The following is a 26,578-nucleotide window of genomic DNA, read 5'->3' as shown; positions in this document are numbered from 1 at the left end:
GGATCGTTCGAGCGGACACCTAACGCTTCGAGCGCTCGGCCCTCGCGAAGTACTCGTCGCTCGAGATGATCCCGCCGATGATCGCTTCGGTCCGCCCGCCGGCCTGGATCGCACCCACCCAGGTCTGTCGCCCGGTCGGGTCGAGGCCGCGACCCAGCAGATGGCGGTAGTAGCCGTCGACCACCGTGGTGAGCCGTTCCGTGGAGAGCACGAAACCGATCGCGACACCGTCGCGGGTCTGCCCCTGGGCGAGCGCCGCGACCCAGTGGTCGACCTCAGCCGGCCCCGGCTGCCGGTTCAAGACGTGGTTGTACAGGCGGCTCACCCACCGGGCGTCGTCGTTGCCTGCCTGCGCGAAATACTCCGGTGAGGCCAGGAACCCGGCTTCCATCCGCTGGATGGTCAACCCTCCTGCCATCGCCGAGAGCCAGTCGGTCATGCCCTTCGGGTCGGGGGTGCGCCCCAAGAAGTCGCGGTAGGCGCCGCGGATGAGCCCGGAGCGGTACTCGGTCGATGCGGTGATCGCGTTGGCGACGGCCACACGTGGCGTGCCGGTGTTCAGCGCCCGTGTCCAGGTGCGCAGGCCCTCGGCGTCGGGGGAGCGCTGGAACAGGTCGCGGTAGACCGCCGTGACGTACTGGGTGATCGCGAACTCGCTGGGTACGGCCACCCCGGTCCACCACGAGGTGCGCTGGTAGGCGCCGTTCCAGCTCAGCGACACGTGGACGTGGTCGGTGTGCGGGCTCGACCCGGTGTAGGCACGCCAGGCGGCGTTGGAGCTCGAGTTGCTCCAGATGCGCCCGTTCCAGATGACGTACATCACCCCCAGTCGGCGGGCGTTGTAGCCGACCTTCCCGTCCGGGCCGACGGCCGTCAGCCAGCCGACGAAATGGTCGCCTGCTGCCTTCTCGGTGGGGTTGTTGACGTTGACCCCCCAGTCGATCGCCCGGCCCTCCTTGTGCTCGCTCGCACCGCCGACCGAGCACGCGCGGGTGATGGGAGAGGCCCGGCCCACCCCGTAGTGGCTCCGTACCAGGTCCAGCAGGTACTGCGCACCGGGCTTGACGGTCGGGTCGCACGTGCTCTGGGCCCGATAGGTCGCGTAGGCGTCGATCGGGTCGGGTGCTGGAGCCGGTGCGCTGGGCCCGGACGGCACGGCCTGCACGGGGGAGGCCACGGAGCCCATCAGCACCAGCGAGAGGACGAGCGCGGCGACGCGCAGGGGTCGGGCGGCTCTGGCGAGCAGGTGCATCGGGTTCTCCGTACCAGGATGGGGGCGCTTCGGTGCGCCGTCGACGCATGGGCGTCCCGTCGGTGCTCGCCGCTCGGGGCGAGGTGTCCGAGCGGCCTCGATCGCGCGCCGCCTGGTGCACTCATCGGCATCCGGGCGGCAACGCTGAAGCGCAACAGTACGTCGTGGGGGCAGCCGGGCAGGATCTGAGCGGGGGTTCCTTGATCGTCCGGCTCAGCCGGTCGGGTGCGGGGCGAGCTCGACCACCCGGGCCCCGAACAGGTCGGCCTCGGCCCGGTCGTGGGTGATCAAGAGGGTCGTCCGCCCGGTGCACCGAGCCCGTGCGTAGGTCATCACCACGGGCCCGCCGTCGACGTCGAGGCCGGTGAAGGGCTCGTCGAGCACGACCAGGTCGGCCTCGGGGGCCAGCGCCCGCACGACGGCGACCTTGCGACGCTGCCCGCCCGAGAGGTCACGGACCGGCTTGGCGAGGGAGTCCTCGTCCAGGCCCGCGCGGCGCAGCTCGCCCCGCACGTCCGCGACGCGGGTGCCCCGGGGCAGGACGAGCCGCACGTTGCCGACGGCGCTCAGCTGCTCGCACAGCCGGTCCTCCTGGAAGACGGCGGCACGCCGCACACCGTCCAGGCCCAGCACCTGGCCGCTGTCCGGGACGGTCAACCCCAGCAGCACCCGGGCCAGCGTCGTCTTCCCCGAGCCGTTGGGGCCCATCAGCGCGGTGACCTGCCCCTCGGCCAGGTCGAGGTCCAGACCGTCGAGCACGACCCGCCCGCCGAGCCGCAGCGTCACCCCGCGCAGGCTGATCATCGTGAGCCCACCCGTGACGGGCTCCGCTGGGAGCGTCCGAGCAGCACCAGCACCGCCTTCTCGACCGCGAAGCTGAGCGCGATCACCACCAGGGTCCAGGCGAACACGTCCGCGGTGCTCAGGAAGATCTTCGCCTGGTACAGACGCTCGCCGATGCTGCCCTGCGGCAGGCCGATCACCTCCGCGGCGATCCCGCTCTTCCAGGCCAGGCCGACACCCACCCGGCACCCGGCGACCAGGTAGGGCAGGACGGCCGGGACGTCGATCGCGGGGATGCGCCGCACCAGCGGGATGCCGAAAACCTCGGCGACCTCGAGCAGCGCGCGGTCGCGACGGTGGATCCCCTCCAGGACGTTCGTGTAGATGATCGGCGCGACCATCATGAAGCTGATCAGGAACGCCAGCCGACCGCTGCCCGACCACATCAGCACCAGGATGATGAAGGACACCACCGGTGTGGTGCGGATCGCCGTGGCCAGTGGCGTGACCAGGGCGTCCACGACCCGCGACGTCGCGGCGAGGGCCGCGAGCAGCACCCCGACGATCGTCGCAGCACCGAACCCCGAGACGATGCGGGCGAAGGAGTGCCACACGGTCGCCCAGAAGTCCGCCGTGCCGCCCAGCTCGACGAGGCGGACGACCACCTCGCCCGGTGGCACCAGCAGGATCTGCTGGTCCAGCGCGGTGGCGGCCACCTGCCAGCAGCCCACCCAGAAGACGACCGCGAGCACCGGGCGCGCAGCCCTCCACCGCGCGTCCCGGCGAGCCGCCTCAGCGGCGGTGGTAGAAGTCATCTCCCGGCAGGCTTCCGCCGGTCGAGGCCGGGTCGGCGTCGAAGAGCACCTCGAGGTAGCCGCCCAGCACGGCCCGCATCTCCTCACCCTCGATGTAGGTGATGTTGCACGCGGGGATCGCCGCCTCGGCGACCTCGGCCGAGGGGGCGATCCCGGCCTCGACGATCAGCGGCGCGGCGAGGGCGGGCTCGGTGTTGGTGAAGGTGGTCGAGGCGCGGTAGTCGTCCAGGAAGTCCTCGAAGGCCTCGGGGTGCTCCTCGGCGAACGTGGTGCGGACCACCACCACGCCGGTGACCATCTGGGAGTCGGTCGAGACCGCGGCCCACTCCTCGGCCAGGCGCAGGGCGGTCCGGACGGACGTCTGCTGGGTGGTGAGCACCGTGGCGTAGGGCTGGGGCAGCACGCCCACGGCCCCGGGCTGGCCGGCGAGCAGTGCCGCGACCTCGGTGGACTCGCTGCGGTACTCGATCGTCAGGTCGGAGGCCGGGTCGAGGCCGTTGGCGACCAGCAGGTAGTTCAGGACGTGCTCGGGTGAGGCGCCCTTGCCGGTGCTGTACACCGTCCGCCCGGCGAGGTCGGCGATGCTGCGCACGGTGTTGCCGTTCTCGAGCACCTCGAGCATCCCCAAGGTGTTGATCGCGGCCACGGCCACCTGCGCGCCGTCGGAGTCCCGGGTGCGCGCGTGGAGCACCGCGGCCAGGTTCGCCGGCACCAGGGCGACGTCGACCTCGCCCTGCACGACCCGCACCACGACCTCGTCGGGGGTGCCGAACATCGACACCTGGTAGTCCTGGGCGCCCCGACCCTGCTCGGCGTCGTCCATGAGCTTGACCAGGCCCATCGTGGTGGGCCCCTTGAGCGAGGCGATCCGCACGGTGGTCCGCTCGGCGGCCGCCTCGGCCTGCGCGTCGGGGGTGGCGGTCACCGCGGGCGCGGCGGGGGACGGCTCGGCGGGCACCGCCTGGCTGCACCCGCCCAGCAGGCCACCGACCAGGAGGAGGCCCGTGGCCAGGGTCGCGACGTGCTTCATGGTGGGCCTCCCTCGTCGCGGTGATCAGGTGCGGAACGGCGCGTACCCCGTGTGGAGCAGGTCGTGGGCGACCTCGGAGCCGGGCTCGCCGTAGAACTCGTCGTACAGGCGCAGGATGTCGGGGTTCTCCTGGGACTTGCGGTAGCGCGAGGACCGGTCGATCTGGACCAGCACCTTCTGCCGGTCGGCCATCTCCCCGACCCGCTCGGGCACGGGGTGCCCGGCGCCGTTGATGCACCCGCCCGGGCAGGCCATGACCTCGACCAGGTCGTAGCCGATGTCCTCACCGGCGATGATCCGCTTCACGAGCGGCTCGACGTTGTTCAGCCCGGAGATCACCGCGACCCGCACGGTGGTGCCACCCGCGGTGACGCTGGCCTCCTTGATGCCCTCGAAGCCGCGGACGTCCTCGAACTCGAGCCGGTCGACGAGCGGCTCACCGGTCAGCTTCTCGACCGCCATGCGCAGCGAGGCCTCGGCGACGCCGCCCGAGGCGCCGAACAGCACCCCGGCGCCGCTGACCCGCGCGTAGGGGGCGTCGAACTCCGAGGGGGTGATGTCCTGCGGCTCGAGCCGCAGCATCGCGATCATCTCCAGGAACTCGGTGGTGGTCAGCACAGCGTCGACGTCCCGCACCCCCTCGGGGGCGAACTCGGGGCGCGCGGCCTCGTACTTCTTGGCCAGGCACGGCACGATCGACACCACGTACAGCTCGTCGAGGCCGATGCCCGCCTGCTGGGCGAAGTGGTTCTTGACCGTGGCGCCCATCATCTGCTGGGGCGAACGGCAGCTCGACAGGTGGGGGATCATCGCGGGCCAGCGGCGTTCGACGAGGTTCACCCAGCCCGGGCAGCACGACGTGAAGTGCGGCATGACGCCGCCCGAGGTGACCCGGCCGAGGAACTCGGTGGTCTCCTCCATGATCGTGAGGTCGGCGGCGAACGCGAAGTCGAAGACCTTGTCGAAGCCGATCTTGCGCATCATCCCGGCGATGAACGCCGAGGCCTCGTCGAACGGGATCCCGTACTCGGCGGCGATCACGCTGCGCACCGCGGGGGCGACGAACCCGACCACGGTCTTGGCCGGGTCGTTGATCGCGGTGAACACGTCCCCGCGCTCGCGGACGTAGTCGAGCGCGCCGCACGGGCAGGCCCGCACGCACTGCCCGCACGAGACGCAGTCGGTCAGCCCGAGCGGGAGGTCGTTGTGCGTCCCGACGGTCAGGCGCCCCTCGTGGAACTGGAAGGCCAGCACGCCGGGGCCCTCGATCTCGGCGCAGGCGGCCACGCACCGTCCGCACGAGATGCACTTGTTGTTGTCGCGGATGATGAACGGGTGGTCGGCGACCACCGGGGAGTAGGGCCGCACGTGCAGCGGGAGGGCGAACTCGACGCTGTGCGCGGTGGCCTCCTGGCGCAGCGCGCAGGTGTCCTGCTTGGAGCACCCGCAGGTGAGGCAGCGGGCCGCCTCGGCCCGGGCCTGCGCCTCGGTGAGGCCGGTCTCGACCTCGACGAAGCTGTGCGTCCGGTCGGCCGGGGCCAGCGTCGGCATGCTCGCCCGGGACAGGTGGGGCAGGCTCTCGAACTCGTGGCGCGGCAGGTCCTCGAGGCTCCCGCGGCTGCACGCGTAGTCCTCGGTGCCGGCGCGCACGTACCCCCGGGTGAGCAGCTCGTCCATGGCCATGGCGGCGCGCCGTCCGGCAGCCACGGCCTGGATCACGGTGGCCGGGCCGGTCACGCAGTCGCCCCCGGCGAAGACGGTCGGCTCGGAGGTCTGCATGGTGAAGCCGTCGATGTCGACGTCGCCCCAGGTGTTCAGGCGCACCGGCAGGTCGTTGTAGAGGAAGCTCGTGTCGGTGCTCTGGCCGATCGCGCCGATGATCGTGTGGGCCTCGATGACGAAGTCGCTGCCCTCGACCACGACCGGGCGGCGGCGGCCCGAGCGGTCCGGCTCGCCGAGCTCCATCCGGGTGCAGTGCAGCTGCTTGAGGTCGCCGGTCGCGGTGATCCGGGTGGGGGAGGCGAGGAACAGCATCTCGACCCCCTCGATCAGGGCCTCGTCGACCTCGACGGACTGGGCGGGCATCTCCTCGCGGGTGCGCCGGTAGACCAGGGTCACCTGCGAGGCGCCCTTGCGCAGCGCCGTGCGGGCGCAGTCGATCGCGGTGTTCCCGCCCCCGACGACGACGACGCGGTCTCCGGTCGGCACGAGGTCCTTGGTGGCCTGCTCGAGGTACTGGATGCCCAGAGAGACCCCTTCGAGGTTCTCGCCGTCGATCTGCATCGGGGTCGCGCGCCACGAGCCGATCGCCAGGTAGACCGAGTCGAAGTCCCGCTGCAGGTCCTCGAGGTGCAGGTGGGTGCCGAGGGCCTTGCCGGTGACGATCGTGACGCCCAGGGCCTCGATGATCCCGATCTCCTGCTCGAGCGTCGCCTTGGGCAGCCGGTACTCGGGGATGCCGTAGCGCATCATCCCGCCCGCGTGGTTCTGCTTGTCGAAGACCGTGACCGCGTGGCCCGCGATGGCGCTGTAGTACGCCGCGGACAGGCCGGACGGCCCTGCGCCGACGATCGCGATCCGCTTGCCCGTCGGCTCACCCACCCGGGGGACCCACGGGTGCTCACGTGCCATGTCCCAGTCGGCGGCGAACCGCTTGACGTGGTTGATCGCGACGGGCTCGTCGACCAGGTTGCGGCGGCACTCGGCCTCGCAGGGGTGGGGGCACACCCGGCCGCACACCGACGGGAAGGGGTTGCGGTCCTTGATCACACGCACCGCGGCCTCGTAGTTGCCGTCGGCCACGTGGGCCAGGTAGGTCTGGATGTCGATGGTGGCCGGGCAGGTCTGGACGCACGGCGCCACGCAGTCGGCGTTGTGGTCGCACAGCAGCTGCTCGAGCCGCACCTTGCGGTAGGCCTCGAGCCGGGGGGTGCGGGTCGCGACGACCATGCCGGCCTGGACGGGGGTCAGGCACGCCTTGACGTCACGCGGGGAGTCCTCGCCGACCTCGACGACGCACAGCCCGCAGCTGCCGTTGGACCGCTTGAGGCGGATGTCGTGGCACAGGGAGGGCACCTCGATGCCCTCCATCGAGAGGGCCTGAAGGATCGTCAGGCCGTCGTTCACCTGGATCTCGCGGTTGTCGACCGTGATGGTCACCCGGTCGCTCGCGGACATGTCGCGCACGTCAAACCTCCGTTGGTTTGATCACAAGCGCAGCGAAGGATGCACGGGACGCCCGTTGCCTCGCCGAGCGTCCGCGCCGACGCTGGAACCTCTCTTCCACCGTAGGATCGCGTCGAGGGTGGGCGCATCGGACCTCGGACCTAGACGCACAGGGTCCAGAGGTGCCGGGCGGTCGCGGACGTCGTCCGCAGCGGCGAGAGTGGGTGCGTGAGCGACACCTACGACGTCCTGGTCATCGGCGCGGGACCTGCGGGTACCTCGGCCGCCCTGCGTGCCGCCGAGCTCGGGGCGAGCGTGGCCGTCGTCGAGGCCCGACGCACGGGCGGCACGTGCGTCAACACCGGCTGCGTCCCCACCCGGGTGCTGGCCAAGACGGCCCGGCTGATGCGCGAGGTGCGCACCGCCGACGTGTACGGCATCACCGTCGGTGAGCAGACCATCGACTGGCCCACCACCGTGGCCCGTGTGCGCTCGACCGTCGAGCGGGTGCTCGAGGTCAAGGACGAGCCCGACCGGCTCGCCGCGGCCGGGGTGACCCTGATCGAGGGCAGGGCGCGGTTCGTCGGTCCGCACGAGGTGGAGATCGAGGGCACCGGGACGAGGGTGCACGCGGCGTCGGTGATCCTGTGCGTCGGCGGCAGGTCGCGCAGGCTCCCGGTGCCGGGGGCCGAGCTCGCGACCGTGCCCGAGGAGGTGCTGGACCTCCCGACGATCCCGCGCCGGGTCGCGATCATCGGCGCGGGGAACACCGGTGCCCAGCTGGTCACGGTGTTCAACGCCTTCGGCAGCGAGGTGACCCTGCTCGAGGTCGCACCGCGGATCCTGGCCCAGGCCGACGCGTCGGTGTCCGAGCACGTCGGGAGGGCCTTCGCCGAGCAGGGGGTGCGTGTGGTGACCGGGGTCGAGACGGTCGTCTCCCTCGAGGGCCAGGAAGACGGCATCCGCCTGACCTGGCAGGTGGGTGGACGCCAGCACCACGAGGTGGTGGACGCCGTGGTCATGGCGACCGGCTGGCCCGCGGCGCTCGAGGGCCTCGGGCTCGAGGCGGCCGGGGTGAGCGCCGAGCGCAACGCGATCCCGGTCGACGAGTACCTGCGCACCGACGTCCCCCACATCTTCGCCGCGGGCGACGCCAACGGGCAGGCGATGCTGGTGCAGGCCGCGCACTTCGAGGCCGAGGCGGCGGCCCGCAACGCGGTGCTGGGAGCAACCCTGCGCACCCCGCACAGCCTGCTGCCCTCGGGTGGCTTCACCGACCCCGACTACGCCGGCGTGGGGCTCACCGAGGACGAGGCCCGTGACCGGGACCGGCACTGCATCGTGGCCCTCGTGCCCTACGACACCATGGAGCGTCCGATCATCGACGACCGCCCCCGTGGCTTCCTCAAGCTGATCGCCGACCGGCGGCGTGAGCTCCTGCTCGGGGCGCACGCGGTGGGCGAGAACGCGGTCGAGGTCATCCAGGCGGTCACCACGTCGATGGCGGCGGGGGTCGACGTCGCGACCCTGGCGAAGGTCGAGTTCGCCTACCCGACGTACAGCGCGGTGATCGGCGTGGCCGCACGTCGGCTGATGGCCGAGGCCGCCTCGCAGCGCTGAGCCGGGGTGTGCGCTGCATCAGTAGAAGAAGATCGCGAAGAGCGACGGCACGTTGGCGTGCACGATCGCCATGAACACGATCGCGTCGAACAGCAGGTGCACGATCAGCACCAGGGTCAGCGAACCCGTACGGGTGAAGATCAGGCCCTGCAGCAGCGCGAACGGGATCGTCAGCAGCGGGCCCCACGACCGGTACCCCAGCTCCCACAGGAACGAGACGAAGATCGCCGCCTGCAGGAGGTTCGCCTGCCAGGCCGGGAAGTGGCGCAGGAGGAGGGCGAAGCAGGTGCAGATGAAGAACAGCTCGTCCCAGGTGCCGACGCCGTTCACCCCGACGAAGAAGCGGGCCAGCTCGTCGGTCTCGGTGATCTGCGGCCAGTTCTGGTAGGCGCCCGACCGGATGAAGTAGAACGGCAGGATCGCCCAGCCCAGCAGCGGAACCGCGAGGATGTACGCCTTCTCGATCGTGGGCCACCGCTGGCCGGTGCGCCACGGGAAGCGGATGGCCTTGCGCCGGTACACGAAGCGGTCGATGAGGAACGGGACGAGCACCGCGAGGGTCAGCGCCGTGCCGATCGCGATGAACCGCGGCCAGGAGACGTCGGCCTCCATCGAGGTGGTGCTGACGATGCTGATGCCGACCCCGATGAGCAGCAGGTCACGACCCAGGCCGCGGTCCACCAGGAAGGCGGCCACCAGGCTGAGGGCGAGCACCACGTAGCCCAGGGGCCGCACGTGGAGCCCGAACAGCAGGATCGCCGACGCCGAGACACCGGCGGCGGGCAGGAGCTTGACCGACAGCTGGGCGGGGGCGTCGGTGAGGGGGGTGGTCGCCGGCACGGGACCCAGCATGCCGTGCCGAGGGCCGGAAGCGCTCGCTGAGGTCCGCGGCCCCGGAGCGCTCACTCGACGGTGAAGGTCCCGGTCATCGCGGGGTGCGGGTCGCACGTGTAGGTGTAGTCACCCGGGTCCAGGGTCACCTCGAAGGTCGCGTCGTCCGTCCCCGGCACCGACGTCGACTCGTCGACCCCTTCGCCCCGGAGGCGGAAGTTGTGGCTCGTCGACGGGTCGCTGACCTGGATGACGTAGTCCCCGGCGGGCAGCGTGGTGACCGGCTCGCCCGACTCGTCGGTCAGCGCGATGACGAACGCCTCAGGGTCCTCCTCGGTGCCGACCGACGCGAGCAGCACCGTGGCCTCTCCCGACGAACCCGGGTCCTGGGTCGCGGTCGTCGTACCGGCAGGGGTGGTCTCCTCGGCGTCGGGCTCGTCGGCCGAGCCACCGCAGCCGGTCAGGAGGAGCACCGAGACAAGACCAGGGACGAGCATCCGGTGTCGCATGACAACCGCCTTCCGGGCGTCGGGGCCACCACTGTGCCGACGTCCGGCCCCTCGGTGCAAGGGGGTGAGGTGCTGGGCTGCCCTCGGCCCTAGATGGACGGCTCGGTCGCGAGGGCCTCCATGACCGGCTTCAGGTCGAGCCACCACTGGTTGACCGGGCGGCGGAACTCCATGTCGAACAGGTCGGGCATGGTCTTGAGCGGCAGGGTGGTCAGCGCGCCGTCGGCCTGACCGACGAAGCCCCACTCCGTGCTCCCCGAGACGATCTGCTGCGAGAGCCAGTCGACGCAGTAGGCCGCGAGCCGCGTCGCCTGCACGCGGTCGAAGGGCGTCGGGCTGCCACCCTGCTGGAGGTGGCCCAGGACCATCGGGCGCACGTCGAACAGGCCGCCGGACTCCTCGGTGAAGAGCTGGCACAGGAAGTCGGTGGTGTACCCGACGCTCGCGTCCTCGTTGCGGATCGTGAGGTGGAAGCGCCGGCCGGCGGCGAAGCCCGCGACCATCGAGGCGACGTCCTGCGTGAGGTCGGCCAGGCGCACCCCCTCCTCGTGCAGGTAGACGCGTTCCGCGCCGACCGACAGCGAGCCCATCAGGGCCAGGTAGCCGCAGAACCGACCCATCACCTCGACCACGAAGGTGCGACGTGAGGCCATCGCCGACTGCTTGATCCGGTCGACCGCACTGACGACCTCGCACAGGGCGGTGTCGGCGCCGATGGTCAGCTCCCACCCGGGCAGGTTGTTGTCGATGGTCGTGGGCAGGCAGATGACGGGCACCTGGAAGCCGGGGTAGCGGTCACGCTCCTGGAGCATCCGGTACGTGGCCTCGTAGGCGCGGTGCCCGCCGACCACGAGGAGCGCGCCGATGTCGTTGTTCTCCAGCGCGCGACTGACCGCGTAGAACTGCTCGACGCTCGGCATGGCCCGGCTGGTGCCGAGCTCGGCGCCACCCAGACCCACCCAGCCGTCGACGTCGCCCCAGGTCAGCTCGCTCACCTGGCCGTCGATGAGGCCCTGGAAGCTGCCCCGCACGCCGAGCATCGTGTGCCCTCGCGAGAGGCCGAAGCGCACCGCGGCCCGCACGGCCGTGTTCATCCCCGGTGCCAGACCCCCGGCGTGCAGGATGGCGATGCGCGACCGGGTGGGTGCGTCCGTCGGTGCGACCTGGGCGATGCCCTGGAACACCCGCACCATCTCGGTGAAGGAGGACCCGCGTGCGGCCATCGCCCCGTCGTAGTCCCCGGCGTCGATCAGCCCGGGGATCTCCTGGGTGCGCTGGACGGCGGCCATCAGCGGGGTGCGGTGCACCCGGTTGTGGCGCACGCCGATGAGCTGGGGCTCGTGGTCCGGCCCCGCGTCGACGACCTCCATCGCGGCGGCGTGGCCGACCAGCGTCGGCATCCACCGGTCGTAGGCGCTGGGGGTCCCACCGCGCTGCACGTGGCCGAGGATGGTGACCCGGGTGTCCTCCCCGAGACGCTCCTCGAGCAGGTCGCGCACACCCTGGCTGGTGATCGGCGCCCCGGTGCGGTCCCGGGCGCCCTCGGCGACGATCACGATGCTGTCGCGGCGGCCCGCGGCACGGCCCGCACGGAGGCGGGCGCACATCTCGTCCTCCCAGCCCTCGGCGGGCGGGTTCTCGGGGATCAGCACGTAGTCGGCGCCACCGGCGATCGCACTCATCAGGGCGAGGTAGCCGCAGTGCCGACCCATCACCTCGACGACGAACGAGCGCTGGTGGCTGGCCGCCGTGCTGGACAGCGCGTCGATGGCCTCGACGATGCGGTGCAGGGCCGTGTCGGCACCGACCGTCATGTCGGTGCCGACCATGTCGTTGTCGATCGAGCCGACCACGCCGGCGATGATCAGCCGGGTGTGTCGCTGGGCCTGCTCGGGGGTGATCTCGCCCTGGTCGACGAGCTCGGCGAGCAGGCCGCTCCACTCGCTGCGGAACAGGTCCGTCCCGGTGAGCGAACCGTCCCCACCGATCACCACGATCCGGTCGATGCCGTGGTGGACGAGGTTGCGGGCAGCCTTGAGCCGCCCGTCGCGCTGTCGGAAGTCGACGGACCGGGCGGTCCCGATGACCGTCCCCCCGCGGTGCAGGATCGAGCCCACCGAGCCCCACTCGAACCTCTTGATCCGGTCACCGCCGTCGACCAGGCCCTGCAGCCCCTCGTAGACCGCGTACACGTCCGCACCGGCCCCGATGGCCGTCCGGACCACGGCGCGGACCACGGCGTTCATCCCCTGGGCGTCCCCGCCCGAGGTGAGCACGGCGACGGCGGTCCTCGGGGCGACCGTCGCGTTGTCGACGGGTGCTGCGCTGGCCATGTCTGATCCCTTGCTCGGTGATGCTGCTCCCGGATGAGCCTAGAGGTGACGGTAAGCCCCGACCGGGGACCGACGGCCCCGTGGGCTACGGTCGCGACCGGTGCAGGACGTGCGCCGTCGGGCGATGCTGGGGGCGACGTGGAGACTGCACCGTGGGTCTGGGCGGCATGGGCGGTCGCGGTCGTGGTCGCGACGGCGTGCTTCACCGGCGCCGTGGCGCTCGGGCGCCACGAGCGGGCGAAGGACCGTGTCCAGCTGCCCGCCCGTCAGGTCGGCGCCACCTGGGCCGGACCCGGGATGCTCGTCGAGGTCGAGTTCCCCGGCCCGGACGGGTACCCGCGCCGGACGAGGGTGTTCTCCGCGTTCCGCCGAGGGCTCGGCGCGACGCCCGTGTTCTGCGGATGGGTCTGGGTGGCCCGCGACGATCCCTCCGACGTCGCGCTGCGCCCACGGGCCCGGACGTTCCTCCCCGGGGCGCTCGTCATCGTCGGCGGGGTGCTCGTGATGGCGGTCGCGGTGACCGGGCTCGTCGCCTGGGTGCTGAGCACGCCGTTGGGATCGGGCGCGGTGTAGGGACGGGGCGCGAGGGCGGGCCGCCCCGCCGCGCCGGGTGCACCGTGACCCGTCCGGTCGCCGGTCGGCTCCGAACCCCCTCCCGAGCAGCCCCGACCGGCGCCCGCCGGCCAGGGCCACCCTTCTCGAGGAGGAAACCCATGGTCACCACCGAGCCGGCCCGGCCGCGTCCACGCACCCGCCGTCTGCTCGTCGTCGGGTTCGCGGCGGCGCTCCTGGTGGCAGCGGTCCTCGGCGGACCGTGGCTCTACGCACGGGTGCTGGCCCCCGAGCCGCCGGCCGTTCTCGGGATCTCACCGCCCGCCGCCGGGGCCGTCGACTCTGGCACCGGGCCGGTGGACGTCGACGGCAGCTGGGAGGTCGCCGAGGGCTCCGAGGCGGGGTATCGCCTCGACGAGGTGCTGTCCGGGCAGCCGGTCACGGTCGTCGGACGGACCGAGGAGGTCGGCGGGACGCTCGTCGTCCAGGACGGGGTGCTGGTCAGCGCCGACGTCACGGTGCAGGTCGCCTCGATCGAGACGGACGAGTCCGCGCGCGACGCGTACTTCCGCAGGGCCCTGCGGGTCGCCGATCTCCCCGAGGCGCGCTTCACCCTGGCCGAGCCGGTCGACCTCACCGGCCTCGCCGACGAGGGCAGCGTCCAGGTCGACGCGGTCGGGACCTTCACGCTGCACGGCGTCACGCGGCCGGCCACGGTCACCCTCGACGCTCGACGGACCGCCGACGGGTTCGACGTGGCGGGGAGCCTGCCCGTGGTCCTCACGGACCACGACCTCACCGCCCCTGACCTGGGCTTCGTGACCGTCCAGGACGAGGGGGTGGTCGAGATGCTGCTGCGGGTCGCGCGCTAGTCGCGCGCCGGCGGGTCAGCCCCCTGCGCCGGCAGGTCAGCTGCAGTCGTCGCAGACGCCGGTCGCCGGGAGGGTCATCGAGCACGTCGGGCAGATCGCGGGCGGGTTGTCGCGGGCGGCCACGGCACGCGCGGCAGGTGTACGGGTCCGCACGGCCGTCGTCCGGGGCGAACGCGGGGCCCGCGGGGGCGTCGCCCGCACGGGTGACGCCGGCTCGGTCACCTCGAAACCCCGCTTGCGCAGGATCGCGACCGCGCCAGGCATGTCGCCGCTGAACTCGTCGGGTGTCGCGAGCCGTCCGGTCGCGAACCGGTGGGCGACACCCAGGACCGCCCTGGCGTCGTACTCGCGCCCCTCGTGGAGCAGCGTCCAGGCGGGCGACGGCTCGAAGCCGTACACCTCCATGAACTGCTCGCCGCCACGGGTGTCGTGCTCGGCGATCGCCTGGAGGACGTGCTGTCTCGTCACGGAGGAGAAGGTGGCCACGACCAGTGAGCGTACGTCGAACGGGTGCCGCCCGGTGCTCCGCCGTGATCGGGGGCGGTCAGGGCGTCGGTGAGGACGGCCTGCTGCGGGGTGGCGACGGCGCCGACGGAGGGGTCACGGTCACCTCCAGGAGAGTGACCTCGACCTCAGCGGTGTCGCCGACGTCGAGCCCCTCGGCGTCGCGCACCGCGCGCTTGACCCCCATGACGAAGCTCTTGCGGCGCCGGTCGGGGAACAAGGAGGTGCGCCACGTCGTCGTGCCGATGCGCACCTCGACCCGCACCGAGCCGAAGCCGTGCCGCTGCCCCTGGGAGACCTCGTCGATCGCGTCGGCCTGCTCGAAGGGCACGGTGAGCATCACCCACGGTCCGACGCCCTCGGTCTGCCACAACGTGGTGGTGAAGCGGTAGGTCGGGTGGGTCATGGCGCGGCGTCGAGCGCAGCGCGCATGGTCGAGGTCCAGGTGCCGCCCTCGTCGACCACGAAGCAGAACTCGTTGCCCTCCGGGTCCTGGAGCACCACGTAGCCGTCGCCGGTCGTGCTGAGCTCGGACTGCCCGGTCCGGCGGGCGCCGAGCGCCTCCGCGCGGGCGACCGCCTCGGGTGCCGCGTCCACCCGCACGTCGAGGTGCAGCCTGTTCTTCGGTGACTGCTTCGCCTCCGGCACCCGCTGGAACGCGATGAGGATCGGGTCGGCGTCGACCACAGCCCAGCCCTCGTCGACCGATGCCCAGCGGGCCTCGAGCACCTGCGCCCAGAACCCCGCGAGCCCCGCGGGATCGGCACAGTCGATGACCACCTCCTGCACGCGTGCGCCCATGCCCTGCACGCTAGGGCCGACCACCGACACCGGTCACGTCGAGCCTCCGGCCGATGAACGCTCCGGCCTCCTCGCCCGGCATCGCCCGGGCGAACAGCCAGCCCTGGCCGTGGGCGCACCCCATCTCCCGGAGCATCCGCGCCTGGTCGGGCAGCTCGACGCACTCGGCGATCACGTCCATGCCGAGCCCGCCGGCCATCGCGACGACCGCACGCACGATCACCGCAGAACGGTCCGAGCCGGTGAGGCCGCGGACGAACGACCCGTCGATCTTCAGGGCGTGCACCGGGAAGGCCTGGAGGGTCTGCAGCGACGACTGACCGGTGCCGAAGTCGTCGACGTGCAGCCGGAACCCGAGCCCGCCGAGGTCGGTCATGGTCCGCCGGGCCCGCTCGACGTCGGTGATGAGCACCGACTCGGTGATCTCCAGGACCAACGACGACGCCGGCAGCCCGTGCCGTGCGACCGTCTCGACCAAGCAGGGCACCAGGTCCTCGTGCCAGAACTCCAGGTTGGACACGTTGACCGAGACCTGCGCGCTGCCGACCCCGTCGTCACGCCACCGTGCGATCTGCCGGCATGCCTCGTCCGTGACCCAGCGGCCCAGGGTGACGATGGCGTCGGTGTCCTCGACCAGGTGAAGGAACTGCCCGGGCAGCAGGAGCCCGCGCTCGGGGTGCTGCCACCGGACGAGGGCCTCGAACGCGGTCACCGGGGAGCCGTCGAGCCCGACGATCGGCTGGTAGTGGACGACGAGCTGGCGTTCGGCGAGCGCGGTACGGATCTCGGTGCGGGACCGCAGGTGATCGGTGACCCGCTCGTGCATCGTCTGGTCGAAGATCGTCGCGGTCCCGCGCTGCGCCTCCTTGGACTGGTACATGGCCGTGTCGGCGTCACGCAGCACGTCCTCGGCGTCGAGGTAGCCGCTCTCCGACGTCGCGATCCCGACGCTCGCGGTGACGGAGACCTCCTGCCCGTCGAGGCGCACGGGTCGGCTGATGAGGCCCTGGAGGCGGCGGGCCACCGCGAGGAGCTCGTCCGGGACCGGGTCGGTGAGCAGGACCGCGAACTCGTCCCCGCCGAAGCGTGCGGCGGTGTCGCCCGCCCTCGTCGCGGACCTCATCCGCGAGGCGACGGCACGCAGCAGGTCGTCACCGGCGAGGTGACCGAGGGAGTCGTTGACGAGCTTGAACCCGTCGAGGTCGAGGAAGATCACCGCGAACCTGCGGCCACGGTCGCGTTGGTTGGTCCGGATCGCGGCGGACAGGCTCTCGAGGAACAGGCGGCGGTTGGCGAGCCCTGTGACCTCGTCGTACATCGCGGCTCGGCGCAGCCGCAGCTCGAGCTCGCGTCGCGTCGTGACGTCGGCCAGCGAGCCGACCAGACGCACGGCGTCCTGGTCGGGCCCCGGGACGCCGAGCCCACGGCTCAGCACCCAGCGGGCCCCGACCGCCCTGCCGTCAGGGGTCCGCGGGGCGAGCCGGTACTCGATCTCCGTCGGGACGCCCGGGCGTCGTGTCGTCGTCGCCAGGGCCTGCGCGACGAGCTCGCGGTCCGGGGGCAGGACCCTCCCGAGCCAGTCCTCGGTGGTGACCTCCTCCTCGGGGCCGACACCCAGCAGGTCCCGGCAACGGGCCGAGAGGAACAACCGTCCGGTCACGACGTCGAGCTCCCACAGCCCGTCGTTGGAGGCGCGTGCCGCCCAGGCGTAGCGCTCACCGCTCGTGCGGACGGCGTCCTCGAGCTCCTCGGACTCCAGGGCCCGGAAGAGCAGCTCGGTCATCTGGTGGTAGGGCTCACGCACCGAGCTCGTGTCGACCCGACCGAGCAGGGCCAGCAGTCCCCATGACCTGCTGTGCGACGCGACCGGCAGGACCACGCACATCTCCCGGTCCCACGAGCGGCTCGCGGCGGCGAGAGCCTCCCCGGGGAACTGCCTGACCCCCACGAGCTCACCGAGCCGGTGGCCGGTCAGCCCGTCGGGGTCGTGCAGGCCCGCGATCCGCAGGCGACCCGCGGAGGGCGGGCCGTCCCACAGAGCGAGGACCCCGGCGCGGACGTGGGTCGCGGCAAGCCAGGCGAGCGACCGGGTGTGCTCGCCGTCGCTGCGCAGCAGGGAGCTCGCGATCCTCTCGAGCTCGATCGAGGACGCGTCGAGGCGTCGCTCACCGTGGCGGTGCCCCCGGGCCTGCAGCTCCCAGAGCGTGGCGGCCATGCGCCCGTGACCGGGAGTGCGCGGGTCGACCTCCTCGCCGGGCACGACGGTGCCGACGCCGTCGATGACGTGCTCGGCGAGGTCGGCGGCGATGCTCTGCACCTCCTCCGCGTCGCGGCTGACCTCCCGCAGGGCGGTCACGACCTCGGTGAGCTGCTCATCGGTGGGCGGCAGCGGGCACAGGGTCAGTGCCTCGACCTGTCGCGCCACCGAGCGGAGGATGGTGCGTTCGTCCTGCGAGCGGGCTGCGGCGAGGAGCCCGTCGACCGGGCTGTGCACCGTCGGGGGAGCGGCGACCTGGCGGCCGTGACGCGCTGCGCCGGTCAGGTCCGAGCGACACCCGCACGACGCACGCCGGGCCATGACGACCGTCTCGGGCGTGTAGCTGCCGGCGGGTACGTCGAGACCGTTGACGAGGTCGATGATCAGCCGCCCGGCCAGGGCGCCGACGTCCTGGAACCGTTGACCGACGCTCGACAGGCTGGGCGTCGAGTACGCACCCCCCTCGGTGTTGTCGAAGCCGAGGACGGCGAGGTCGTCGGGGACGCGGAGCCCCGCGGTGGTGAGTGCCTGGATGAGCCCGATCGCGTTGGCGTCGGTCGCGCTGACGATCGCCGTCGGGGGGGCGGGGTGGGCGAGCAGTCGACGGGCCGCGGCCGCTCCGCTCTCGCGGGAGAAGTCGGCCGTGGGGAAGAACAGGGTGTCGTCGACCGGTAGCCCGTGAGCGGTCATCGCGACCTGGTACGCCGCGTAGCGCTCGCGGAAGTCGCGGATGTCCAGGGAACCGACGAACCCGATCCTCGTGTGCCCGTGGTCGACGAGGTGCTGGACGGCGGCCTCGATGGCGACCTTGTTGGCAGGCAGCGCGACCGGGCCGTCGAAGCCCTCGTGCACCTCGCTCGCGAGCACGATCGGGAACCGGCGTTCACGCAGGGCGGCGAGGTACGAGGGTGTGGCCGAGTTCGCGATCGAGACGACGCCGGCCACCCGGTCCCACGCCAGGGGAAGGGAGAACGCCGGACCCCAGGAGCGGTCCCCGTGGCGTCCCCCGGGGTCGCGGGTCTCGGCCACGACCACGTGACGCCCGGCCACGGCGGCGGTGCGCAGCACCCCGGCGAGGATCTCGCCGTAGTAGTGGCCACCGGTGTGCAGGGTGAGCACGAGGATGTTGCCTGCTCCCCCAGCGGGGGCATCGGTCATCGGCCCACTCCCTCGTGCAGCATCGTCGCCTTCATGATCGACCGGTGCTGCCGGGTCGTGAGGGCTTCAGCGCTGGACGGGAGTCGCTGCTGCGCGTGGGTGCGTCGGACGGGACCGGTCGCGCGCTGCGGCGACCTGCCGAGGACGAACGTCCTGCAGGACGTAGGCCCTCCCACTCGGTGAGTGCTCGCCCATACGTTGAACCTGGCACCCCCGTGAGAGGCGCCCCGGGCACAGCTCCATCGCGCCTCGCCGGCATGGACCCAAGGAAGTGCCCCACATGGCCAGCTCCACGACAACGTCCAGTGCGTCCGAAGGGCTCGTCGACCGGACGATGAAGCCGTTGCCCGTTGTACGGGCGACGTCGCAGGTGTGGTGGGGTCTCGGTGTCCTCGTCGCAGCGTTCGCCATCGGTATGCCGCTCGCTGCCGACCCAGCCCAGTTCGCCCTGTTCATGATCACCGGGCTCGCGCTCGGGTACATCCTGACCCGCTCACGGTTCGGCTACGCCGGCGGGGTCAAGCGGATCTACATGACCGGCGAGGGCAGCCTCACCAAGGCTCTCGTGATCACCTTCGCGCTCTCCTCGACGTTCACCGCGGGTCTGCACTGGGCGGCCGCGCAGGGTGGAGCAGTCATCGCTGCGGTCGCGGCGGAGGGCGACGCCGTGATCCCCGGCTCGCAGAACGTCGGGTTCATCGGCATCGCGCTCCTCATCGGTGGCGCACTCTTCGGGATCGGCATGGTCATGGCCGGCGGTTGCGCCTCCGGCACGCTGTCGGACCTCGGTGAGGGGGCACTGCGAGCCGCCTTCTCGTTGCCGATGTTCATCGTCGGCTCCGTGGTCGGCGTCTGGATGACCTACGAGTTCAGCGCGACCGCGCTCAGCGAGATCGGTACGCGGGTCTACCTTCCGGACACGCTCGGCTACCCGGGCGCTGTCGCGGTGACCCTTGCCGGGCTCCTCGGGATCTACGCGATCACCCGGTGGTACGAGCAGAAGCGCAAGGCTGAGGGTCACTACGCCGTCGAGCAGTGGAGCGAGCACGAGAAGGAGCTGCCTGAGCAGCCCGCCGGCGAGCCGTACAGGTTCCTCAGCTACCGGACGTTCCACACCCTGTTCGTCACTCGCTGGACCTTCGTCACCGGGGCCGTGCTGCTCTCGTTCATGTTCCTGTTCATCCTGATGACGACCAAGAAGTCGTGGGGCGTCACAGGTGTCTTCTCCGAGTGGGGCATCTGGTTCCTCAACCTGTTCGGCATCGAGCTGACCCACCCGGCCTTCGCCGCGGCGAACGAGGCCGTCGCGGGTGGCGTCATCAACCTCGGCACCGGTGTGCGCAACGTCGGCATCATCCTGGGTGCCGCTGTCGCCCTGCTCCTGGCCAGCCGGTTCCGCTTCGACGTGAAGTTCCGCGGGCTCGACATCATGACCTACATGGTCGGGGGCCTGCTGATGGGCATCGGCGCCCGCCTGGCGAACGGCTGCAACATCGGTGCGCTCTACTCGGGCATCGGCAACCTGTCGCTCTCCGGATGGGTCTTCGGACTCGCCCTGTGGGCCGGTGCCCTGGGTGCCCTGAAGTACTTCGGGGGCAAGGTCAACATCATCGGCCCGAACCCCCACTCCCTGCCCAAGAACTACGTGTGACCCGCGTGCCGGGCGAAAGTGGGACTCTGATGAGCAAGAAGATCATCATCGTCGGGGGTGTGGCCGGCGGGATGTCGGTCGCCGCTCGCCTGCGACGGCTCGACGAGCGAGCCGAGATCCTCGTCCTGGACCGGGGACGGGACGTCTCGTTCTCCAACTGCGCGCTGCCGTTCCACCTCTCCGGCATCATCCCTGATGCCGACTCTCTGGTGCTCATGACACCAAAGGTGTTCGCCACGCAGTACGCGATCGACGCCCGGGTACGCCATGAGGTCGTGGCCATCAACCGCGTGGCCAAGACAGTCGTGGTCGTCAACCTCGAGACGGGCGACCGCTGGGACGAGGACTACGACTTCCTCGTCCTTTCTCCCGGCGCGGTACCCCTGGTCCCGCCGATTCCCGGCGCGGACTCCCCGCACGTGTTCACGGTGCGCGACGTTGTCGACATCGACCGGCTCAAGCGCCACGTCGACCAGGAGCACGTCAGCGACGTGGTCGTCGTCGGCGGCGGGTACATCGGGCTCGAGGTCGCCGAGAACCTGGAGATGGCCGGCAAGAGGGTCACCATGGTCGAGATGCGCGACCGTGTGATGATGCGCCTGGACAGCGACATCGTCCAGCTCCTGCACCGCGAGCTGCACGACAGGGGCGTGCGGCTGGTGCTCAACGACGCCCTGGCGAAGATCGGGCCTGACACGGTCACGGTCGCCTCCGGGGCGACCCTGCCGGCGCAGGCGGTGATCATGGCGGTGGGGGTGCGGCCCGAGACGACCCTGGCGGTCGAGAGCGGCCTGCGGATCGGTTCCACCGGAGGTATCGCGGTGGACAGCCACTACCGGACGAGCGACTCGAGCATCTACGCCGTGGGCGACGCCATCGAGGTCTTCAACCAGCTCACCCACAAGCCGAGCAGGCTGGCCATGGCTGGACCGGCCCAGCGTCAGGCACGAGCGGCCGCAGACCACATCTGCGGGATGTCCCAGCGCCAGACCGGCGTGATCGGCTCGGCCGTCGTGCGCGTGTTCGAGCAGACCGCAGCGTCGACCGGCCTGACCGAGGACGAGTGCCGTGCCGAGAACATGTCGTTCGACAAGGTGTACGTCATCGGCTCGGACATGGTCGGCATCATGCCCGAGGCGAGGCCGATGCACCTCAAGCTGCTCTTCGAGGTGCCTACCGGACGCGTTCTCGGCGCCCAGGCAGTCGGCCCCGGCAACGTCGAGAAGCGCATCGACGTGATCGCGACCCTCATCATGATGGGCGGGACGCTCGAGGACATGCGGGACCTCGAGCTCTGCTACTCGCCGATGTACTCCACGGCCAAGGACGTCGTGAACAACGCGGCCCTCGTCGCGCTGAACGTCCTGAACAAGGTGATCAGCCAGGTCACGGTGGGGGACCTGCGACGGCTCATCGTCGAGGAGGACGCGTTCATCATTGACGTCCGTGAGCCGAACGAGTACGACTTCGCGCACATCAAGGGCGCGATCAACATCCCGATGAGCCAGTTCCGCCAGAGGCTCGACGAGATCCCGACCGACCGGCCCGTGTACTGCCACTGCCGTATCGGCCAGCGGTCGTACAACGTCGTGCGGGCACTGAACCAGCTGGGCTTCCCCAATGCGATCAACATCGGTGGCTCCTTCCTCGGGTTCTGCAACCACGAGTACTTCACCGACCAGGCCACCGGTCGTGAGTCGCTCGTGACGAAGTACAACTTCGCCTGATCGCCCGCCGGGGGGGGCCGCCCCCCGGCCGGGGGCGGCCCCCCCGGCCCCCGGGCTCCTGTCCGCCCCCGCTGCGCCCGCCCCCCCCCGGCCCGCCGGCATGCCGGCGGGCCACCCGGCTGTCCTTGGAGCCTCCATGACCGCACGCCTGTCCCGGTTCGACACGGTGGTCCTGGTCGTGGGAGCCATCATCGGGTGGGGATCGTTCACCCTCCCCGGTACCCGGTTCCTGTCTGGTCCAGGGGTGATCGACACGGCGATCGGGTTCGCCATCGGTGCTGTGGCCGTGGTCTTCATCCAGCGCGGGTACCACGTGATGCTCGAACGGCACGTGGATGACGGGGGGGAGTCGGCCTACGCCGCCCGCTTCCTCGGGCGCGGCCACGGGTTCGTCGTCGGGTGGGCCCTCGTCCTGACCTACACCAGCATGGTCGGTCTCAACGGCACCGCCTTCGTGCTCGTCCTCAAACGGATCTTCGGTGACGGCATCTCCCAGGGGTACCTCTACACCGTCGAGGGCTTCGGGGTGTACGCCACGGACATCGCCATCGCCAGCGCCACCATGATCCTGTTCACCTGGCTCAACCTGCGTGGGCTCAAGGTCAGCGCCCGCACGGAGAGCGTCCTGGTGCTGGGCCTGCTCATCAACGTGACCATCCTGTTCGCGCTCATGCTCGTGCTCGGTGACGTCGACCAGTTCGTGGGCGCCTACGTGACGGGGTGGACGGTCGAGTGGGGGCGCGTCGCTTCGGTGGTTGCGATCGTGCCCTTCCTCTTCGTCGGCTTCGACGTCATCCCGCAGGTGGCCAAGCAGCTCTCCTACCCGCCGAGGCGTGCTGCCAAGCTCGCCGTCGTGGGGATCGTCATCGGGGCCGTGCTCTACATCGGGATGAACACCCTCACGGCCCTTGCTTTCACCCCGGAGCAGGCAGCGGCCGAGGAGTGGGCCACCGGCGCTGCCGTGGCCCAGTACGTCGGCCCGATCGGCTTCGTCCTGCTGGTCGGTGCGCTCGTCGGCGCTGTCCTCGGCGGCATCAGCGCGTTCACCCTGGCGGCGAGCAGTCTGATCTCCTCCCTCGCCCGGAACCGGTTCCTGCCGATCGGGTTGACGCACCGGAGCGGCAAGCACGTTCTCGACCGGGCCGTCCTGGCGGTTCTCGGGGTCAGTCTGCTGGCGCCGTGGGCAGGCCGTGAGGTGGTCAACTACATCGTCGACATGTCCTCGATGCTTGCGGCAGTAGCGTACGCCTACACCTGCTTCATCAGCATGCGCATCGGTCGCGCAGGCGCTGAGCGGAACCTGTCCCTGGTGGGTCTGGCGTTCTCCGTCGGGTTCATCGCGCTCCTCGCCTGGCCGGGTTCGCCCGGGCAGCTCAGCGTGCCGGCGATGGTCATGCTCGGCGTCTGGGTGATCATCGGCACGATCGTCTACCTCCGTTCGCGAAACCACCCCGACGCCCCCGATGTCGGCGAGGCGCAGTGGGAGGCCCCGGAACCCGACCGCGTCGCGGTACCCGCCTGACAGTGCCGTTCAGGGGATCTGCGGGACGCCGTGGCCGGACGGCTCAGGGAGCTCGGCGAGCGCGTCAGGGCGTCGGGGTCGCCAGCGCCGCGTGCCCGTCGGTCTCGACCGGTCGGACGGCGGGTGTGCGACGGGCGTCCTTGCGTCCCATCTGCTCGACCCGGGCGAGCCAGTCCGCGCGCTTCTGCGCGGTGGAGAAGCGCACCCTGGGGAAGCGGGTCACGCCGACGGTCCGTACGCCGCAGTAGCCGAGGACCGCCTGGGTCAGCGAGGTCACCGCGGCACGTCGGTACTTGAGGGTGTCCCACAGCAGGGGGCTGTCCATGGTCATCAGCACCCGCGCGGTGCGGCCGGTGAGGCGCTTGTCCCACAGCGAGGAACCCTCGCGGTAGGCGAAGGCGAACCGGGACAGGAACACGCGGTCGATGTAGCCCTTGAGCAGGGCCGGGTAGGTGCCCCACCACTGGGGGAAGACCATCACCAGGTGGTCGGCGTCGCGCACGTCGTCGATCATCTGCTCGACCTCGGGCTCGCGGGCCGGGACCTGGTCGGGGCCGTGCCAGCGGAGCAGGCTGGGCTCGCGCGAGGCGAGGTCGAAGTCGGTCTCGCCGAGGCGCAGGACCGTGACCTCGGCGCCTTCGGCGCGAGCGCCGGCGGCGTAGGCGTCGGCGAGGCCGGCGCACAGGCTGTCGCCACGGGGGTGGCCGAGGACGACGAGGATCCGGGGTCGGGCGGGGCTCATGAGCGGTTTCCCTTCGAGAGGACGGCTTCGAGCATGAGGAGCACGTCGGCGTGGGTGCGGTCGAGGTCGAGGTCGGCGCGGCCCTCGAACAGCTGGGTGAGCTCGGCGTCGAGCAGGCCGCCGGCCTCGTGGGCGAGGCGAAGACCCTCGTCGGTCAGGGTGAGCAGCACGCGGCGGGCGTTGGCGGGGTCGGCGACGGTCTGCACGTAGCCCTTGGCCTGGAGACCGGGGACGCGCTTGCTGACGGCGGCCTTGGAGACCCCCAGGCACTCGGCCATGCGGGTGATGTCGAGGGGTTGGCCGTCCTCGAGCACCGCGAGGAAGGTGAACTGGCTGAACGTCAGGCCCCAGCGTTCGGCGAGCACCTGGTCGGCGTAGGCGTTCATCGCTGTCACCAGGTGGTTGAGGGAGTACGTGATGCGATCGCTCATGGTGATGAGTCAACCGGTTGACACTCAGGCTGTCAACCAGTTGACATCCTGAGTGGAGTGCACCGCGGCTCGAGGTCCGCTCAAGCCGAGCGACGTGGGCGCCGACGGAGCGGGCATGGGGGTCGAGCCGGGTGAACGCACCGCGTGGACGTGGTTGCGCCTCGTCGAGCTGGTCGAGGGCCTGGTGGTCGGGGTGCGGCCGGTCGATCCACGGCAGGGTCCGCGCCCACCGCGAGCGGACCGGGCGGCGTTCTTCACGGTGGCGGTCCACTCGGGTCGACTGACGTGGCGGTCGCGGTGGGGCAGGTCCAAGGCGCTGGCAATCGCGGAGGTCGCCCGGGTCGCGCTGATCGAGGTCGTGTACGTGAACACCAAGGGCCCCGACTCGATCGTGCTCTACGCGGTGGTGATCGGGCACGACGGGGCCGTCCGTCTGCGCATCGGCGCACAGGGCATCCCGCGGGGTCGGATCGCCCGGAAGCGACGGCTCCGCGAGATGTGGGAGCCGCTGGGCGTGCCCGCGAGGCTCGAGGGGGACTACCTCAGCCGGGCCAAGGACTACCGACGCCGCTGGCCGGAGGCGTTCGCCTTCGCCCACGCGTACCCGTTCGTCACCACCGCACTGGCCTTCGCCGGATGGATGCTCTTGGTTGTTCCCGTCCTTGACCGACTGCTCGGGCCCTAGTCGCGGCCCCGCCGTCCAGGCCGGTGGACTATGTTCGGCGGGTGCCGCGCAGCGTCGTCGATCCCACTCGGACCTGACGATGGCGACCGCGTGCGTCGTCGGCGGAGGACCGGCAGGACTGATAGCCGCAGAGCGACTGGCCGGGGCCGGTCTCGCGGTGACCGTGTACGACCGGATGCCCTCGGTCGCCCGCAAGCTCCTGCTCGCGGGTCACGGTGGGCTGAACCTCACCCACAGCGAGGACCGCGAGCGCCTGCTCACCCGCTACGGCGACTCCGCCGACCGGCTCACCCCGATGCTCGCCGCCTTTGGTCCCGACGACCTGCGTGAGTGGTGCGCGGGGCTCGGGGAGCCGACGTTCGTCGGGTCGAGCGGCCGGGTCTTCCCCCGGTCGTTCCGGGCGACGCCGCTGGTCCGCGCCTGGTTGGCGCGCCTCGCCAGACTCGGGGTGCGCCTCGAGCGGCGGCAGCGATGGACGGGCTGGACCGAAGACGGCACCGGGCTGTGCTTCACGGCGGCCGACGGCACGACGGCCGAGGCCACCGCCGACGTGACGGTGTTCGCCCTGGGTGGGGCGTCGTGGCCCCGGCTCGGGTCCGACGGCGGCTGGGTAGGTCCGTTCACCGACCGTGGTGTGCGGGTGACGCCCCTGCGGGCGGCGAACGTCGGGGTGCGGGTCGGGTGGACGCCCCTGTTCGCCGACCGCTTCGAGGGTGCACCGCTCAAGCAGGTCGGCCTCACGGTCCAGGGGTCGGGTCACGGGGTGCGCGGGGATGCGATGGTCACGCGCACCGGGCTGGAGGGCGGCCCGGTCTACGCGATCGGCGCCGCGATCCGTGACGCGCTCGACGCCGACGGGTCGTGCGTCCTGGAGGTCGACCTGCGCCCGGACCTCGGTGTCGACCAGCTCGCCGAGCGGCTCGAGCGCCGTCGGCCGAAGGACTCGGGCTCGACGTGGCTGCGTCGGACGGGCCTGGACCCGACCGCGATCGGGCTGCTGCGTGAGGCGGGGGGCGGTGCGTTGCCCGGTGACGCCGGCCAGATGGCGGCACTGGTCAAGGCGACCCCGGTGGTGGTGTCCGCGACGATGCCGATCGACCGGGCGATCTCGACCGCGGGGGGCATCGCGTGGTCGGAGGTCGACGCGTCACTGATGCTGCGGAGCCTGCCCGGCACCTTCGTCGCGGGGGAGATGCTCGACTGGGAGGCCCCCACGGGCGGATACCTGCTCCAGGCCTCGTTCAGCACCGGGGTGGCTGCCGCGCAGGGCGCGCTGGACCGGCTCGGCCGGTAGCGCCCTCGGCCCGGGGAGGGGCCCTCAGGGGCCTCTTGCGGTCA

Annotated in this window: 22 protein-coding genes; 8 read left to right on the top strand and 14 right to left on the bottom strand. The window is 71.4% G+C overall.

What is annotated here, in order from left to right; genetic code table 11:
- Positions 1-19: 19 nt before the first annotated feature.
- The 5 genes from M1R94_RS01400 to M1R94_RS01380 form a co-directional block, all read right to left on the bottom strand.
- On the bottom strand, positions 20-1,252 hold the full coding sequence (locus tag M1R94_RS01400; RefSeq protein WP_249379873.1) for a DUF4214 domain-containing protein: 1,233 nt from the start codon (positions 1,250-1,252) through the stop codon (positions 20-22).
- Positions 1,253-1,465: 213 nt separating this feature from the next.
- Positions 1,466-2,056, bottom strand: coding sequence for an ATP-binding cassette domain-containing protein (locus tag M1R94_RS01395; protein ID WP_249379872.1), 591 nt, complete (start codon positions 2,054-2,056; stop codon positions 1,466-1,468).
- Positions 2,053-2,850, bottom strand: coding sequence for an ABC transporter permease (locus M1R94_RS01390; protein ID WP_249379871.1), 798 nt, complete (start codon positions 2,848-2,850; stop codon positions 2,053-2,055). Before M1R94_RS01390 ends, M1R94_RS01395 begins: the two co-directional genes overlap by 4 nt.
- Complete coding sequence (locus M1R94_RS01385; RefSeq protein ID WP_249379870.1) at positions 2,828-3,880, bottom strand: ABC transporter substrate-binding protein; 1,053 nt, start codon at positions 3,878-3,880, stop codon at positions 2,828-2,830. The genes M1R94_RS01390 and M1R94_RS01385 overlap by 23 nt, the downstream gene beginning before the upstream one ends.
- A gap of 24 nt (positions 3,881-3,904) precedes the next feature.
- Positions 3,905-7,057 carry a [FeFe] hydrogenase, group A gene (locus M1R94_RS01380; RefSeq protein ID WP_249379869.1) on the bottom strand — a complete coding sequence of 1,051 codons (3,153 nt, stop codon included), beginning with the start codon at positions 7,055-7,057 and terminating at the stop codon, positions 3,905-3,907.
- 216 nt (positions 7,058-7,273) lie between these two features.
- On the opposite strand from M1R94_RS01380, the gene M1R94_RS01375 reads away from it, so the two are divergent.
- Complete coding sequence (locus M1R94_RS01375) at positions 7,274-8,665, top strand: dihydrolipoyl dehydrogenase family protein (protein ID WP_249379868.1); 1,392 nt, start codon at positions 7,274-7,276, stop codon at positions 8,663-8,665.
- Positions 8,666-8,683: 18 nt separating this feature from the next.
- Here the strand turns inward: M1R94_RS01375 and M1R94_RS01370 are convergent, their stop codons facing one another.
- The 3 genes from M1R94_RS01370 to M1R94_RS01360 form a co-directional block, all read right to left on the bottom strand.
- Complete coding sequence (locus tag M1R94_RS01370; protein ID WP_249379867.1) at positions 8,684-9,505, bottom strand: CPBP family intramembrane metalloprotease; 822 nt, start codon at positions 9,503-9,505, stop codon at positions 8,684-8,686.
- Positions 9,506-9,567: 62 nt separating this feature from the next.
- On the bottom strand, positions 9,568-10,005 hold the full coding sequence (locus M1R94_RS01365) for a cupredoxin domain-containing protein (RefSeq protein WP_249379866.1): 438 nt from the start codon (positions 10,003-10,005) through the stop codon (positions 9,568-9,570).
- Positions 10,006-10,094: 89 nt separating this feature from the next.
- Positions 10,095-12,338: a 6-phosphofructokinase gene (locus tag M1R94_RS01360; protein ID WP_249379865.1), complete on the bottom strand. Its 2,244-nt coding sequence runs from the start codon at positions 12,336-12,338 to the stop codon at positions 10,095-10,097.
- Positions 12,339-12,476: 138 nt separating this feature from the next.
- Here M1R94_RS01360 and M1R94_RS01355 point away from each other — a divergent pair, with 138 nt between their 5' ends.
- Together M1R94_RS01355 and M1R94_RS01350 are read left to right on the top strand one after the other, a co-directional pair.
- Complete coding sequence (locus M1R94_RS01355; protein WP_249379864.1) at positions 12,477-12,911, top strand: hypothetical protein; 435 nt, start codon at positions 12,477-12,479, stop codon at positions 12,909-12,911.
- A gap of 140 nt (positions 12,912-13,051) precedes the next feature.
- Positions 13,052-13,762 (top strand): YceI family protein, encoded by a 711-nt coding sequence (locus tag M1R94_RS01350; protein WP_249379863.1) that lies wholly within the window; start codon positions 13,052-13,054, stop codon positions 13,760-13,762.
- Positions 13,763-13,798: 36 nt separating this feature from the next.
- On the opposite strand, the gene M1R94_RS01345 is transcribed toward M1R94_RS01350, so the two are convergent.
- From M1R94_RS01345 to M1R94_RS01330, 4 genes are all read right to left on the bottom strand, one after another.
- Positions 13,799-14,230 carry a ScoMcrA-related endonuclease gene (locus M1R94_RS01345; protein WP_249379862.1) on the bottom strand — a complete coding sequence of 144 codons (432 nt, stop codon included), beginning with the start codon at positions 14,228-14,230 and terminating at the stop codon, positions 13,799-13,801.
- A 76-nt stretch (positions 14,231-14,306) separates the two neighbouring features.
- Positions 14,307-14,672 carry a DUF1905 domain-containing protein gene (locus M1R94_RS01340; protein WP_249379861.1) on the bottom strand — a complete coding sequence of 122 codons (366 nt, stop codon included), beginning with the start codon at positions 14,670-14,672 and terminating at the stop codon, positions 14,307-14,309.
- A complete protein-coding gene (locus tag M1R94_RS01335; protein WP_249379860.1) occupies positions 14,669-15,067 on the bottom strand; it encodes a VOC family protein in 399 nt (132 codons plus the stop codon). The genes M1R94_RS01340 and M1R94_RS01335 overlap by 4 nt, the downstream gene beginning before the upstream one ends.
- Before the next feature lie 10 nt (positions 15,068-15,077).
- Positions 15,078-18,482, bottom strand: coding sequence for an EAL domain-containing protein (locus tag M1R94_RS01330; RefSeq protein ID WP_249379859.1), 3,405 nt, complete (start codon positions 18,480-18,482; stop codon positions 15,078-15,080).
- 343 nt (positions 18,483-18,825) lie between these two features.
- Here M1R94_RS01330 and M1R94_RS01325 point away from each other — a divergent pair, with 343 nt between their 5' ends.
- The 3 genes from M1R94_RS01325 (at position 18,826) to M1R94_RS01315 (ending at position 23,382) form a co-directional block, all read left to right on the top strand.
- Entirely contained in the window at positions 18,826-20,133 is a 1,308-nt protein-coding gene (locus M1R94_RS01325; protein WP_249379858.1) for a YeeE/YedE family protein, read from the top strand.
- A gap of 29 nt (positions 20,134-20,162) precedes the next feature.
- A complete protein-coding gene (locus M1R94_RS01320) occupies positions 20,163-21,860 on the top strand; it encodes an FAD-dependent oxidoreductase (protein WP_249379857.1) in 1,698 nt (565 codons plus the stop codon).
- A gap of 136 nt (positions 21,861-21,996) precedes the next feature.
- A complete protein-coding gene (locus tag M1R94_RS01315) occupies positions 21,997-23,382 on the top strand; it encodes an APC family permease (RefSeq protein WP_249379856.1) in 1,386 nt (461 codons plus the stop codon).
- Positions 23,383-23,446: 64 nt separating this feature from the next.
- On the opposite strand, the gene M1R94_RS01310 is transcribed toward M1R94_RS01315, so the two are convergent.
- Together M1R94_RS01310 and M1R94_RS01305 are read right to left on the bottom strand one after the other, a co-directional pair.
- On the bottom strand, positions 23,447-24,124 hold the full coding sequence (locus tag M1R94_RS01310; RefSeq protein ID WP_249379855.1) for an NAD(P)H-dependent oxidoreductase: 678 nt from the start codon (positions 24,122-24,124) through the stop codon (positions 23,447-23,449).
- Complete coding sequence (locus M1R94_RS01305) at positions 24,121-24,555, bottom strand: MarR family winged helix-turn-helix transcriptional regulator (protein ID WP_249379854.1); 435 nt, start codon at positions 24,553-24,555, stop codon at positions 24,121-24,123. The genes M1R94_RS01310 and M1R94_RS01305 overlap by 4 nt, the downstream gene beginning before the upstream one ends.
- 115 nt (positions 24,556-24,670) lie before the next feature.
- On the opposite strand from M1R94_RS01305, the gene M1R94_RS01300 reads away from it, so the two are divergent.
- Both M1R94_RS01300 and M1R94_RS01295 read left to right on the top strand, forming a co-directional pair.
- Positions 24,671-25,240: a hypothetical protein gene (locus M1R94_RS01300; protein ID WP_249379853.1), complete on the top strand. Its 570-nt coding sequence runs from the start codon at positions 24,671-24,673 to the stop codon at positions 25,238-25,240.
- A gap of 79 nt (positions 25,241-25,319) precedes the next feature.
- Positions 25,320-26,534, top strand: coding sequence for a BaiN/RdsA family NAD(P)/FAD-dependent oxidoreductase (locus M1R94_RS01295; protein WP_249379852.1), 1,215 nt, complete (start codon positions 25,320-25,322; stop codon positions 26,532-26,534).
- Positions 26,535-26,578 lie beyond the last annotated feature (44 nt).

This window comes from Actinotalea alkalitolerans, assembly GCF_023369855.1.
Lineage (GTDB): Bacteria > Actinomycetota > Actinomycetes > Actinomycetales > Cellulomonadaceae > Actinotalea.
Note: the sequence above shows the minus strand (reverse complement) of the source record. Positions and strands in the feature narration are given on the sequence as shown.

Coding starts and splice junctions, on each gene's coding strand:
- M1R94_RS01400 (WP_249379873.1), bottom strand. CDS start 1,252: ATGCACCTGCTCGCCAGAGCCGCCCGACCCCTGCGCGTCGCCGCGCTC.
- M1R94_RS01395 (WP_249379872.1), bottom strand. CDS start 2,056: ATGATCAGCCTGCGCGGGGTGACGCTGCGGCTCGGCGGGCGGGTCGTG.
- M1R94_RS01390 (WP_249379871.1), bottom strand. CDS start 2,850: ATGACTTCTACCACCGCCGCTGAGGCGGCTCGCCGGGACGCGCGGTGG.
- M1R94_RS01385 (WP_249379870.1), bottom strand. CDS start 3,880: ATGAAGCACGTCGCGACCCTGGCCACGGGCCTCCTCCTGGTCGGTGGC.
- M1R94_RS01380 (WP_249379869.1), bottom strand. CDS start 7,057: ATGTCCGCGAGCGACCGGGTGACCATCACGGTCGACAACCGCGAGATC.
- M1R94_RS01365 (WP_249379866.1), bottom strand. CDS start 10,005: ATGCGACACCGGATGCTCGTCCCTGGTCTTGTCTCGGTGCTCCTCCTG.
- M1R94_RS01360 (WP_249379865.1), bottom strand. CDS start 12,338: ATGGCCAGCGCAGCACCCGTCGACAACGCGACGGTCGCCCCGAGGACC.
- M1R94_RS01350 (WP_249379863.1), top strand. CDS start 13,052: ATGGTCACCACCGAGCCGGCCCGGCCGCGTCCACGCACCCGCCGTCTG.
- M1R94_RS01340 (WP_249379861.1), bottom strand. CDS start 14,672: ATGACCCACCCGACCTACCGCTTCACCACCACGTTGTGGCAGACCGAG.
- M1R94_RS01335 (WP_249379860.1), bottom strand. CDS start 15,067: ATGGGCGCACGCGTGCAGGAGGTGGTCATCGACTGTGCCGATCCCGCG.
- M1R94_RS01330 (WP_249379859.1), bottom strand. CDS start 18,482: ATGACCGATGCCCCCGCTGGGGGAGCAGGCAACATCCTCGTGCTCACC.
- M1R94_RS01320 (WP_249379857.1), top strand. CDS start 20,163: ATGAGCAAGAAGATCATCATCGTCGGGGGTGTGGCCGGCGGGATGTCG.
- M1R94_RS01315 (WP_249379856.1), top strand. CDS start 21,997: ATGACCGCACGCCTGTCCCGGTTCGACACGGTGGTCCTGGTCGTGGGA.
- M1R94_RS01310 (WP_249379855.1), bottom strand. CDS start 24,124: ATGAGCCCCGCCCGACCCCGGATCCTCGTCGTCCTCGGCCACCCCCGT.
- M1R94_RS01305 (WP_249379854.1), bottom strand. CDS start 24,555: ATGAGCGATCGCATCACGTACTCCCTCAACCACCTGGTGACAGCGATG.
- M1R94_RS01300 (WP_249379853.1), top strand. CDS start 24,671: ATGGGGGTCGAGCCGGGTGAACGCACCGCGTGGACGTGGTTGCGCCTC.
- M1R94_RS01295 (WP_249379852.1), top strand. CDS start 25,320: ATGGCGACCGCGTGCGTCGTCGGCGGAGGACCGGCAGGACTGATAGCC.